The 13,481-nt window shown below is 43.8% G+C and carries 9 protein-coding genes; 5 read left to right on the top strand and 4 right to left on the bottom strand.

The window, feature by feature from the left end; all coding sequences use genetic code 11:
• The 4 genes from NWQ57_RS11385 to NWQ57_RS11370 form a co-directional block, all read right to left on the bottom strand.
• On the bottom strand, window positions 1-2,574 hold the full coding sequence (locus NWQ57_RS11385) for a M1 family metallopeptidase (RefSeq protein WP_306022268.1): 2,574 nt from the start codon (window positions 2,572-2,574) through the stop codon (window positions 1-3).
• A gap of 154 nt (window positions 2,575-2,728) precedes the next feature.
• The gene (locus tag NWQ57_RS11380; RefSeq protein WP_306022269.1) at window positions 2,729-4,375 is read right to left on the bottom strand and encodes a long-chain-fatty-acid--CoA ligase; all 1,647 of its coding nucleotides are present in this window, start codon (window positions 4,373-4,375) and stop codon (window positions 2,729-2,731) included.
• Between the two features lie 80 nt (window positions 4,376-4,455).
• Window positions 4,456-5,217, bottom strand: coding sequence for an SDR family NAD(P)-dependent oxidoreductase (locus tag NWQ57_RS11375; RefSeq protein ID WP_306022267.1), 762 nt, complete (start codon window positions 5,215-5,217; stop codon window positions 4,456-4,458).
• Between the two features lie 24 nt (window positions 5,218-5,241).
• The gene (locus tag NWQ57_RS11370) at window positions 5,242-6,162 is read right to left on the bottom strand and encodes a haloalkane dehalogenase (protein ID WP_306022266.1); all 921 of its coding nucleotides are present in this window, start codon (window positions 6,160-6,162) and stop codon (window positions 5,242-5,244) included.
• 233 nt (window positions 6,163-6,395) lie between these two features.
• Between NWQ57_RS11370 and NWQ57_RS11365 the strand changes: the two genes are divergently transcribed.
• The 5 genes from NWQ57_RS11365 (at window position 6,396) to NWQ57_RS11345 (ending at window position 13,480) form a co-directional block, all read left to right on the top strand.
• The gene (locus tag NWQ57_RS11365; protein ID WP_306022265.1) at window positions 6,396-8,525 is read left to right on the top strand and encodes a 3-hydroxyacyl-CoA dehydrogenase NAD-binding domain-containing protein; all 2,130 of its coding nucleotides are present in this window, start codon (window positions 6,396-6,398) and stop codon (window positions 8,523-8,525) included.
• Between the two features lie 69 nt (window positions 8,526-8,594).
• Complete coding sequence (locus NWQ57_RS11360) at window positions 8,595-9,776, top strand: acetyl-CoA C-acyltransferase (RefSeq protein WP_306022264.1); 1,182 nt, start codon at window positions 8,595-8,597, stop codon at window positions 9,774-9,776.
• A gap of 91 nt (window positions 9,777-9,867) precedes the next feature.
• Complete coding sequence (locus tag NWQ57_RS11355) at window positions 9,868-11,682, top strand: acyl-CoA dehydrogenase C-terminal domain-containing protein (protein WP_306022263.1); 1,815 nt, start codon at window positions 9,868-9,870, stop codon at window positions 11,680-11,682.
• 121 nt (window positions 11,683-11,803) lie between these two features.
• Window positions 11,804-12,712 carry an alpha/beta fold hydrolase gene (locus tag NWQ57_RS11350; RefSeq protein ID WP_306022262.1) on the top strand — a complete coding sequence of 303 codons (909 nt, stop codon included), beginning with the start codon at window positions 11,804-11,806 and terminating at the stop codon, window positions 12,710-12,712.
• 354 nt (window positions 12,713-13,066) lie between these two features.
• Window positions 13,067-13,480 (top strand): hypothetical protein, encoded by a 414-nt coding sequence (locus NWQ57_RS11345; protein WP_306022261.1) that lies wholly within the window; start codon window positions 13,067-13,069, stop codon window positions 13,478-13,480.
• The last annotated feature ends 1 nt before the right edge of the window (window position 13,481 follow it).

Below are 13,481 nucleotides of genomic sequence, written 5' to 3'. Positions count from 1 at the left end.
TTAACGAACGGCTTGTTTTAAGTAGTCGTTAAAAGCGCCTTGGTTTGCTGATTTAAGGGCAATACATTGCTCAGTACTGGCTTTTGAAATATCAAAGCTTCTTTGCATGCCATCGATATCTTTTTTACGCTCAGCATAAAATTGACTGCCTAGGTCCAAATCATGCTGACTGCAAGACGTTGATGCATATTCGGGTAAACGCGCTACGTGATAGGCAGGCATTTTTTTGACTAACACAGCGAAGTTGGTTTCTAACCAGGTATACAGCAAGTCATGATTATCCAAAGCGCTATCTGCTCTTGCCACAAAGCTAATGACATTAGCAGGGCTGACTGTATCGCTTAGAGCAAAATCCAAGGTTTTAAGCACATTTTCGTTTTGTGGAAAGACCATGGCGCTGCGTAAAGTGCCGCGAATATTGGCATCTGTGTGTTGTAGATAAGCCGCTTTTAGTTTTTCAAACCAGCTTGAATCGCCATTTCTTACCGCATTACGTAGTGCAACAGAAGCGATACCTCTGGGTACACTACTAGGCTCGTCTAGAAACTGTTGTGCTAAGTCTAAGCTGACCTTGTTAACTTTGGCATCGTTAGAATAACGGGCGAGTACGCCGTATACTGCATTGCGCAAACGGCTCACATCGGTCGTGTCGGCAGTCTGTTCTTCAACACCTAAACGGTCAAACCAATTGAGCAGCTTTTGACCTGCAAATTTGCCAAACATTGCTTCATTATCTTTATCAACGAGGTAAGTCAGATCGTTCATTGAACTTACTACCGAGCTGGCAACTACAGGGTCAGTGTCTGTTGCCAACACATCAAGTACTTGCATATATTGAGCGAGGTCAATTTCACCGGCGGCAAATAAAGCATCAGTGTTGTACAACACATTTTTTCTTTCTCTGGCGTTTAATGAGCTGATATCACTCAGTAAGGCACTGAGCTGCTTGGCGGGTATCTTCCAGCGCATATAGCCCATAGCGTTGTCATTAGGGAATATCCAATCTGCTTCACTCAGTTCAGCAATTACGGCGCTTTTGTCTTTTAAAAATAACTGGGTGCGCTGAATTTTGCCGTTTTTCTTGTAACTAATGGCTAAAGGAACGGTCCAAGTTTGTGGCGTGACGTTAGCGCCTAACAAGTGAAAACGACTTTGTTGTATTTTGCCACTGCTATCAAACGTTACCAAAGGATAAGCGGGTTGTTCAAGATAGGTTTTCATCAGCGCGGGCACATCAAAATCAGCAACATCAGACAAAACAGCCCACAAATCATCGGCTTCTGCGTTACCCCATGCATTATTTTTCATGTAAGTTTGTACGCCTTTTTGAAAGGCTTTTTCACCAACTAAAGATTCAATCAGGGTTAAGATCGATTCACCCTTGCTGTAATTGAGGCCTAAACCGTCCATCACATCTGTTTGACTTTTTACAATCTTTTTAACTGGCTTTACAGTGGGGCTTGAGTCAGCGCCAAAGGCGCCCTCTTGTACTAAAGCTGCTTGAAAGTTTTGCTCAGGATAAAGCTCCATCATGACTTTGGAGGCCATCCAAGAGGCAAAGGCTTCGTTAAGCCAAAGGTCATCCCACCACGCCATGGTGACAAGGTTGCCGTACCACATGTGAGCAAGCTCGTGAGCGATAACATTTAAAGGACTACGTTGTTCAGTTAAACGGGGCTCGTCGTCCAACAATAATAGGCTACTGCGGTAGGTCACTAAGCCCGCATTTTCCATCGCTCCATGGGTAAAATTTGGCACTGCGATAAAATCGAGCTTTTCAAAAGGGTAGGGGCTACCAAAATAATTTTCTAAACTGGCTAGAATGCCCGCCGTATGTTTGGCGGCAAATTTAGTGCGGCCCGCTTGGCCTTTTGGTGTGTATATTTTACCCGGGACTTTCAGATCAGGGATTTCTGCGGAGTCAAACTCACCCACTGCAAACGCAACGATGTAGGAAGGCATTGGCTTGGTTAAGTTAAATTCAACCGTTTGCCAGCCTTCTTTTACCCGGCGTTTATTCACCAAGGTATTAGAGAGTACCGTGTGTTTTTCTGGGGCAGTGATGGTCATTTGATAAGATATTTTAAATGCGGGTTCATCAAAGCTCGGAAACGCTCTTCTGGCGTGCATATCTTCAAATTGGGTAAAGATGTAGTTGTTGTCTTCAAACTTAGATAAATACATGCCATCAGAGGTGGTGTTGACTTTGCCATCAAACACGATATGCAATTTGTATAACTTAGGCTCTAGGCCCTTTTCCGCTTTGGCATGCTGAATATCGTAGGCATGAGCGCTAACCGTTAACGGTATGGTGGTCGCACCATCCAATAACTCGGCTTTAATGATGTTAAGGTCTAATTGATAAAACTCAATGGTATCGGTCGCTTCATTAACATTGATCGTGATGGTGGTCTCGCCACTGAACGAAGGCGAATCGGGATCAATTTTTAGACTGATTTGTTGGAACGTGGGGGTAACTTTGTCGGTGAGTCGAAAATTCGTCTCTTGAGCCATGGCAGTCGATGATAGTAAGCACATCAACGAGAACCAAAAACGCATACGAAAAAACGTCATAAGGTATCCTTGTTTATAATTTTAAGAAAAAAGCGCTGAACAGTAATTTAATGAGGGTCAAAAGCAAGTTTTAAAGCGTTAAAAAATATGTCAATAAGTGGAATGAAAGACATACAACGACCCATGAACGAGGGTCGATGTATGTCGTCAGGAGTTAATGACTTTCAGGAAATTGATAATCCTCGAAGGTTTTTCTAAGGGCTAATTTATTTAACTTACCGGTAGCGGTGTGGGGCAATTCTTTTACAAATACGACGTCGTCAGGCAATGACCATTTATGTAGTGTTTGACTCAAAAATGCAATAATCTCACTGGCAGTGGCTTCCACACCCTCCGCCAAAATAGCGACTAGTAGAGGACGTTCTGTCCATTTCGGATGATAGCGCCCTATCGCTGCCGCTTCAGCTATCTTGGGATGACTTAGGGCCGCGTTTTCTATTTCAATCGAACTGACCCATTCGCCACCCGATTTAATGACATCTTTAGTGCGATCGGTTATTTGCATAAATCCATTGGGATCGATAGTAGCCACATCACCTGTTTCAAACCAGCCATGTTCATCTACTGGGCACCCTTCGGTTCCAGGCTCTTGTGACATGCCGTAATAACCACTCGCCACCCAAGGTCCGCGAACTTTAAGTGCGCCAAAAGCAACACCATCCCAAGGCAGTTCTTGGTTATTTTCATCGACAATGCGCATTTCAATGCCAAATACTCCACGACCTTGTTTACATTGCAAATCCACCAGTTCACTATCGCTTAAATCTTCCATACCACGTTTTAAACAAAATACGGTGCCTAAAGGACTGGTTTCTGTCATCCCCCAGCCCTGAACTACGGTTGTACCATAGGCTTTAAAACGCTCGATGATGCTGCGCGGACAAGCGGCTCCACCTACCGTTACTCGGCTTAATTTATGGACTTTTGTTTTAGATTTATCCAAATAATCCAACAAGGCCAACCAAATAGTGGGTACGCCAGAACTATAGGTAATCCCTTCGTTTGCAATCAAAAATTGTAAGGTTTCACCGTCTGCCATTTTGGGCCCAGGCAATACTAACTTAGATCCCGCCATGATACCCGCGTAGGGGATACCCCAAGCATTAACATGAAACATCGGAACGACAGGCATAATGGTTTCATGGGTAGAAGCATTTGTGACATCAGGTAAAGAGCCGCCTAAAGCGTGCAATAGAGTCGAACGATGGCTGTAAACAACGCCTTTTGGATTGCCTGTTGTGCCAGAGGTGTAACACATACTACTTGCGGTATTTTCGTCAAAATGAGGCCAAGTAAATACGTCTGATTGCTCTGCTATTAGTTCTTCGTAACACCATACATTTTCTAAGCTGGTTTGTGGCATATGCGCTTTGTCAGTCATCACAATAAAGCCGCTTACCTCTGATAAGTGTGGCTTCAATGCTTCAAGGAGGGGCATAACCAATACATCAACAAACAACAGTTTGTCTTGTGCGTGCTTAATAATGTAGGCGATTTGGTCTGGAAAAAGTTTTGGATTGATGGTGTGGCATACCATACCACTGCCTGAAACTGCATAGTAAAGCTCTAAATGCCGGTAATCGTTCCAGGCTAACGTGCCGATTCGGTCACCAAATTTGGCACCCAACTTCTCAAGCGCATTAGCCAATTTGCGTGAACGTGCAGCGAAGTCTTGGTAGGTATAGCGATGAAGTGGTTCATCAGCGGTAACCGACACAATTTCAGTCTCTGGAAAGTTGCGCTCAGCATGAACTAAAATCGAAGAAATCATCAATTGTGAATTCATCATCAATGCTTGCATCATTTTATCCTTTTTAAATATTTATAATGTTGAAAAATACAAGACCTTGTCTGCAGGTCGCTGTGTTAAATAGGCGCTTATTACCACGCTGATACACCACCATCTACGGCGATGGTTTGTCCATTCATATACGAGTTACCCGGAGATAACATCAGTAGCATGGTGTTAACGATTTCCTGTGGTTGTGCTAGACGTTTTATGGGTGTGCCACGGGCAAGTTGTGCCTGGCTTTCTGGTGAGTCATGGCCTTTCAATATAGCGGTAGGACTGTAAAAAGGACAAATAGCGTTACAGCGTATCCCTTTTCTGGCGTATTCAATGGCTGCAGTTTTAGTTAGTCCTGCTACCGCATGTTTAGCCGCAGCATATGCCCCGCCTTTTGGTGCCCCGCCAATACCGGCCATTGAGCTAACGTTCAGAATATGACCAGAGCCTTGGGCCATCATTGCATCAATCTGATACTTCATTCCAAAGAGCACACCCTTCACGTTGACGTCCCACTGTTTATCCATGGTTTGAGCTGTCAATAAATGTAAGGGGGCCATTTCGTGTGCGATACCAGCGTTATTTACCGCGATATCTACTCGGCCAAAGTGTTGCATTGCGCTGTCTACCATGGCTTTACAATCGAGTTCATTGGCGACATCGCAAATTTGACTCACAATGTTTTCTTTATTATCTGAGGTCAATGCAACCGTTTGCGCTAGATTGGCTTCGTTAATATCACTGATAACGAGGCGACAACCGCGTTTTGCTAGACCCAAGGTCAATAAACGCCCAAAGCCGCTGCCCGCGCCAGTAATGAGGGCTACTTGCCCAGTAAAATCGAGTAACTCATCCATTTGGAAGTCCTTCTATATTGGTTTTTATTGTATATTGAGTGGATTGGCTAGGATGAACATCAGCAAAACTTGACTCAGTGAATCAGCCTGATCCTCTTGAAGAAAATGTCCGCCGTTATTAATCGTGGTATGGGCTTGTCCCGCACAGCCAGGGATCAATTTTTGCAAAATTTTATCGCCACCAGCAGTAATAGGATCACTGTCACTAAAGGCGGTGATAAAAGGTTTAGTAAATTGCTGTAGCACCTGCCACGCAGCTCTGTTAGCGGCACTCGCTGGATCGTCTGGTGTTACAGGTACTAATAAAGGAAACTGTCGCACACCCGCTTTATAGCGTTCGTCGGGGTAAGGCGCGTCGTAAGCCGCTAGGGTTTCTTTACTGAGCTCTGTCACCGTTGCACCTTTGATAATGCCTGCGACCGGAAAAATCTCGACTTGTTGCGAAAAGGCCTTCCATTGTAAAAATGCTTCACTAGCGGGGTGATCACCGGTGGGTAACATGGTATTCGCGGCGAGTACTCGGGCAAATAATGTTGGGTGCTCAGCCACAAGTCTTAAACCAATCAAGCCGCCCCAATCTTGACAAACCAAAGTGATGCTACTTAGTTTTAATTCAATAAGTAGGGCTCTGATCCAATCGACATGGCGTTGATAGGTATAGTCTGATTGTTGCGTGGGTTTATCTGACTTACCAAAACCAATTAAATCAGGGGCAATAACACGGTAGCCTTGACTCGCCATCTGGGTAATCATTTTTCGGTACAAAAAACTCCAACTTGGCTCGCCATGCAACATTAATATAATTTCGCCGTCACAGGGGCCTTCATCTACGTAATGCAGATGCAACCATTCGCCTTCTTGATCACTTACCTTTATATAATGCTCCGCAAACCTGTAGTCAGGTACATCGGCAAAACAAACTGCTGGAGTGGTTAAATAGTGCAAAATAAACCCTATTGTGAAATTAATGTAAAAAACTTGTTTCGCGCTTAGAACATCAAATGGCGTAGTAAAAGTCAACTTGCGTACACTGATAAATCAGTATGAGTTTAATGAATACAAGGATGGGGCTTAGCTATAACTCATCATTATATGTCTACATAAAACCAATAAATTTGGATGATTGGCTATGCTGACCTAGTATCACTGCACTTAATATGATCTGGTTGGAGCTGTTTATGACACAAAATTCAATGCAAGCCGTTGCTTACGAAGTACTGGAGCAGGGTAATAATAAGAACGTAGCTTTAGTTTGGATGCAAAATCCACCGGTTAACGCCTTATCTAAATCAGTGCGCGTAGGATTAATAGCCGCAATTGAACAAGCCCTATCTGACGATTCTGTCGCAGCGATTGTCATTTCGTCTAAACAAACCTTGTTTTCGGGGGGCGCTGATATCAGCGAATTTTCAGGTGGTGATTTCGAGCCGCCTCTACCCAAAGTATTAGATTTAATTGAAAACGCCAGTAAGCCCGTGATTGCTGTATTAAACGGCCCTGCGTTTGGTGGTGGCTTAGAAGTGGCATTGTCGTGTCATTATCGTGTCACCTTTGCCGCTAACAAAGTGGGATTACCTGAAGTTAATTTGGGTATTTTACCCGGCGCAGGAGGGACCCAACGATTACCTCGTTTAGCGGGTGTGGCCCAAGCCTTAGACATGATAGTGTCTGGTCGCCCGGTTGCTGCTAAAAAATTACCAGGGGTATTTGATTTAGTGGTCGAGCAAGCTGAATCGTTATTAAATGAAGCCATGGCATTTTGCAACAAAGTGATTAACGATGGCGCCATCATCAAACGAACCAGTGAAGTAACTATCGATCCCAATACAGCTCCCGCTGAGTTGTTTACACAATATCGTCAAGGAATCGCTAAACAGGCCAGAGGTTTTTTTGCCCCTGAACGCTGTATACAAGCTGTCGAAGCTGCGGTAAGCCTACCATTTTTACAAGGTCTAGATCGCGAAGGCGAGTTGTTCATGGAGTGCATGGCCTCCAAAGAAGCCCGAGCCCAGCAACATTTCTTTTTTGCCGAGCGTGCAGCATCACACGTAAAAGATTACGACAAAACTACGCCCACCAGAGACATCCGTAAAGTTGGTATTATCGGTGCTGGTACCATGGGTGGCGGTATTGCGATGAATTTTGCGAATGCAGGTATTCCGGTCACGATGCTTGAGCTGAAACAAGACGCTTTGGATAAAGGCCTAGCCCTTATTCGTAAAAATTATGAAAATTCAGCGAAAAAAGGCAAGTTAAGCCTAGCCCAAGTTGAAGAGCGGATGGCGTTATTGGGTGGTTCAACAAGCTATGATGATTTGTCTGATGTTGATTTAGTGATTGAAGCAGTGTTTGAAAAAATGTCAGTGAAACAAGAGGTATTTAAGTCACTGGATGCGGTTTGCAAGCCTGGCGCCATCTTAGCATCTAACACCTCTACTTTGGATTTAGATGAAATTGCTGCGGCCACTACACGCCCTCAAGATGTCATTGGTTTGCACTTTTTCAGCCCTGCCAATGTGATGAAACTACTTGAGGTAGTGAAAGGTGAAAAGACCTCAGCGGATGTCATAAAAACCACCATGATGATGGCGAAGAAGATTAATAAAGTCGCGGTATTAGTGGGTGTGTGTTTTGGTTTTGTAGGTAACCGCATGATCGAATCTTATGGCCGTGAAGCCAATAGACTAATGCTTGAAGGCGCCAATCCTGAGCATGTCGATAAGGTAATTTACGATTTTGGTATGCCAATGGGGCCCTTCACTATGGGTGACATGGCCGGTCAAGATATTGGTTATTTCGTGCGCCAGTCCCGTCAAGAGTTTATTAAACATGACCCCTCTTACTGCGTCATTGCTGACCGTTTGGTTGAACAAGGCCGAGTAGGTTTAAAAGCAGGTAAGGGCGCCTACTTATATGCTGAAGGAAGCCGTGTACCCATTCCAGATCCTGCAGTAACCGCAATAGCCAAACAAGAAGCAGAGCGTTTAGGGGTTGAGCAACGCAATATCAGTGACCAAGAGATCCTTGAACGCATTATTTTCCCTTTGATAAACGAAGGCGCACTTATTTTAGAAGAGGGCATAGCAGCAAAATCCAGTGATATTGATGTTATTTACGTTTACGGATATGGCTTTCCTGTATATCGCGGTGGTCCTATGCAATACGCCGATGAAATTGGTTTAAAAACCGTTTACGACGCAATGTGTAAATACCGTGACGAACTGGGTGAACATGGTAAAAACTGGTTTAAACCTGCGCCATTGTTGAAAAAATTAGCAGAGCAAGGCAAACGCTTTTCTGATCTGTAATCCAATTTTAGAATGTTAACCTACGCTAAGTTAATCAGTTAGCTTGGTAATAAAATAAGAGTAAATATTATGAAAGAAGCTGTAATTGTCTCAACTGCCAGAACGCCGATTGGCCGCGCTTATAAAGGGGCTTTTAATAATTTAGAGGCACCAAGCCTTGGTGGTCATGCTATTCGCGAAGCCGTTAAACGTGCCGGTATTGATCCTGCCAGTGTTGATGATGTCATCATGGGCAGTGCGTTAACTCAAGGCAGCGGCGGTATGAATATAGGTCGATTGGCTGCATTAGCAGGTGACTTACCCGTTTCTGTTTCAGGAATGACCTTAGACCGTCAATGCAGCTCAGGTATGTATGCCATTGCCACAGCAGCAAAACACATCATTACCGACAATGTGCCTATTATGGTAGCTGGTGGCTTAGACTCTATTAGCTTGGTGCAAAACAAAAGCATGAATACCCACAGAATGGTCGATCCTGCATTAGTGAAAAAGCACAGAGATATTTATATGCCGATGTTACAGACGGCAGAAATTGTGGCGAAACGCTATGGTATTAGCCGTGAGCTGCAAGATGAATATGCTTTACGAAGCCAAATGCGCACTGCAGCTGGCCAAGCAGCAGGAAAATTTGACGATGAAATTGTGCCAGTCACCGCTACTCAAGTGATCTTTAATAAAGAGACCAAAGAAGAAAGTTTCAAAGAAGTCACTCTGAGTAAGGACGAAGGTAATCGCGCTGATACTACCTTAGCAGGCTTGCAGGGTTTAAAACCTGTTATCGAAGGTGGTGTGATCACTGCGGGTAACGCCAGTCAATTGTCTGACGGTGCTTCTGCTTGTGTCATTATGGACGGCAAATTGGCTGAACAATCAAACTTGACGCCCTTAGGTGCCTACCGTGGTATTGCTGTCGCGGGTTGTGAACCTGATGAAATGGGCATTGGCCCCGTGTTTGCTATTCCTAAACTATTAAAGCAACACGGCTTAACCATGAACGATATTGGTTTGTGGGAACTAAACGAAGCCTTTGCTGTGCAAGTGTTGTATTGCCGTGACAAATTGGGCATTCCTGACGAGTTGCTCAATGTAAATGGTGGAGCTATTTCTATTGGCCATCCATACGGAATGAGCGGTGCCAGAATGGTAGGTCATGCCTTAATTGAAGGTAAACGCCGTGGAGCCAAGTACGTGGTGTGTACTATGTGTATTGGCGGTGGTATGGGCGCAGCGGGTTTATTTGAAGTTTTCTAGTCGCTGCTCGCTTGAAATAAAAAGCACAATGAAATGATTAGTTGATAAACCCTATCAGCTTTTATAAGTAAAAGAACATAAGAGGTAGTTTATGCAAGGTTATAAAGCCCCACAAAAAGACGCACTATTCGTGATGAACGAGTTGCTTGGTTTTGATAAACATTATGCTGAGCATGGGTTTGATGACGCATCTCCCGACATGGTTGAAGCGATTTTTTCTGAGGCGGCTAAATTTACTGAAAACGTGTTGGCGCCGATTAATGCCAGTGGTGACGAAGAAGGCTGTGTGTGGAAAGACGGTGTTGTGACCACTCCCGCAGGATTTAAAGAAGCGTATCAACAGTATGTTGATGGTGGTTGGCCTTCAATGACTCAGCCCGAAGAATTTGGCGGCCAAGCTCTGCCTTACTCTTTAGGCTCAATCATCGCTGAGTGGTTTTCTGGCGCCAATCATAGCTGGGCTATGTACCCCGGTTTAAGTCATGGTTGCATGGAAACCTTGAAAGCACACGGCAGTGAAGAACAGAAAAAACAATATTTAACTAATTTGGTATCAGGAAAGTGGACTGGCACCATGTGTTTAACTGAGTCTCACTGTGGTTCTGATTTGGGCATGTTGAAAACCAAAGCAGTTCCAAATGGCGATGGCTCTTATAGCATCACAGGGACAAAGATTTTCATCTCTGCAGGTGAGCATGATTTTTCAGAAAACATTGTGCACATTGTGATCGCGCGTTTACCTGACGCACCTAGCGGTACAAAAGGCATTTCATTATTTGTGGTACCTAAGTTTAACGCAGGTCCAAATGGTGAAAAGCTCGAGCGCAATGCGGTGGCTTGTGGTTCGATTGAACATAAAATGGGGATCAAAGCCAGCGCCACGTGTGTGATCAATTTTGATGGCGCTAAAGGCTATTTAATCGGTACCGAAAACCGTGGTTTAAACTGCATGTTTACGTTCATGAACATGGCGCGTATCGGTACTGGCTTAGAGGGCTTAGCAGCAACAGAGGCGGCTTTCCAAGGTGCGTTAAGCTATGCCAAAGATCGTTTGCAGTTCCGTTCTGTATCGGGCGTAAAAAATCCAAGCGGCCCGGCTGATCCTATTATCCATCACCCAGATGTTCGTCGTATGTTGTTAACGCAAAAGGCCTTGCGTGAAGGTGAGCGTGCAATGGCGCTTTACTGTATGAAGTTAGTGGACGTGGGTTTGTATTCAGATGACGAGAAAGCCAAACAAGTGGGTGAGGGTAAACTCGCTTTGTTAACACCCATCTTAAAAGCGTTTTTAACAGAAACCGCTCAAGAAACAACCAGTTATGGTATGCAAGTATACGGCGGTCATGGCTTTATCAAAGAGTGGGGCATGGAGCAGCTAGCCCGTGATACTCGTATTTGTACAATGTATGAAGGTACCACAGGCATTCAAGCTATTGATTTACTGGCCCGTAAAGTTGCAGGTTCAAACGGTGAGTTACTCAAACTCTTTATTCAAGAAATTAAGGAGTACTGTTTAAGTATTCGCGACAAGAGCCAGTTTAATGCGTGGTCTAACTCGATCAATAAACATTGTGATGAGTGGGCACAAATCACCGGTGATATTTTGCAGCGCGCAGCTAAAAACCCAGAGGAATTAGGTGCTGCTTCAGTGGATTACTTGATGTATTCAGGTTATGTCACTGTTGGATATTTTTGGTTAAAAATGGCGGTTACCGCGCAGGAGAAAATCGACGCAGGTGACTACAGCAACAGTGTTGGTGATGAAACATTTTACCAAGCGAAGTTACATACAGCAAAGTTCTACTTTGATCGTTTGCTAACCCGCACTCGTTCGTTAGTCTCATCAATGGATTCAGGCGCAGATAATCTAATGAGTATGGATCAAGAGATGTTTTATTTAGGCTAGAAATGGTTGGCTTTTTAGACGCTACTAGCTAAAAAATTGCTAAAAGGTAAAGGCGAATGACGGGCAAATATTTGTGAGTCATTCGCTTTTTTTTTCTTTTTTTTGTGTCAAGGAACGCTAAATGAAACATCAATATATTGATATCGATGGGGTGAAATTGCATTATGTCGCAGCTAGCCCTCATCAACCTCGTGGAACCATTATTTTTCTTCATGGATTTCCAGAGTATTGGGCCAGTTGGCATCATCAACTCGAGTATTTTTCTCATGGCTTTCGGGTAATCGCACCAGATTTACCAGGGTACAATTTGAGTGATAAACCTCTGGACTCATCGTTTTATCAACTGCCAAAGCTCATTGCCTTTATGGCACGGTTTGTTGAAGAAGTGTGTCAAGCCCATCGTCAGGATGAGCCCGTGTACTTGGTTGCCCATGATTGGGGCGGTGCTATTGCCTGGCCCTTAGTAGCGTTTTATCCTCAGCTATTCACTAAACTGATTATTATCAATGCTGCCCATCCCAGTACCTTTACTCGGGAAATGTTCATCAACCCCCGCCAGCAGCAAAAAAGTCATTATATTCACCAGTTAACAGCCAAAGATGGACCAGCTCAGGTCAAAAAGAATGATTTTGAATTTTTAAGGGAGATGGTATTTGCTGGCACCACTTATGCTGTTTTTAATGAGGAGGAAAAATCTAACTACTTAGCGGCATGGCAGCAACCACAAGCCGTCGAGGGCATGTTGGCTTATTACCGCATGATGCCCCAGCACCCGCCACTCATTAGGGAAAGCGATGGGTTAGCCGCGTTGCAAAGTGTCAAAATACCTAACATACGCATTACTATTCCTACTTTGGTGTTATGGGGCGAACAGGATGAAGCCTTTGAAAACACTATTTTAAACGGGCTAGAAGAATATGTGCCAGACCTTGCGATTAAGCGATTTGCCGATGCAAGCCACTGGTTGCATCATGAACAGCCTGAAAACGTCAACAAGCATATTGCTGCTTTTATTTGCTTGGTCCCATAAATTCAAGGCATAAAAAAACCGCAAAGCTGTTTACGACTTTGCGGTCCAGGGATTTTAAATGACAGTTCACTACGCTGTCACAGAGTATGACGCCAAGTTTAGGTAAAAAGTTTAATTTATATGCAAAATTAATTTGTATTGTTAGTTATAACTCATTCTTTTTTGTCACATAAGCAGCGTTTATTAGGGCTGCAGAACCTTGTTGGCTTACCTATTTAATTAATTTTTAATTATTATAAAAACCAATAGCTTTTAACCTTATATTTTTTATAGGATATTGAATATTCGTTTTCTAGGTCTAATTAGCCATTCGCTTGGAGAGGTGACTTACGTGATTGGAGAAGTAGTAGATAAATGAAAGCACCTTATTGGATGAACGTGAATAAAGATCTGATTATTGGAGCATTTACCGGATTGGTATTGGGGTTACCCCAAGGTTTAAGAGAAATTCCTTTGCTTAGCCAAGCTCTTACAAGCTCAGAAACCTGGCCGATGTATACCGCTATCGGTGTATTACTTGGTTTTTTTGTCGGGGTGCATTTGATCAGTCGAGCCAATCCAGAGCCTAAAAAGCGTGCTGCCTTTGCGTGTGCTGTAGTGATTGCAATTTCTATAGGATTTCTGCCATTTATCCGCAGCTGGATTGCCCAAAATCTTGACGAACTCAGTATTCAAGTCCCTATTTTTATTGGCTTAGCGATAGCGATGATGATTGGAGGGGCAGTGAGTCATTGGTTTAGTAAAAAAGTGACACAGCCACAAGAGTAAA

The organism is Paraglaciecola sp., assembly GCF_030730205.1.
In the GTDB taxonomy this organism is placed as follows: Bacteria; Pseudomonadota; Gammaproteobacteria; order Enterobacterales; family Alteromonadaceae; genus Paraglaciecola.
Note: the sequence above shows the minus strand (reverse complement) of the source record. Positions and strands in the feature narration are given on the sequence as shown.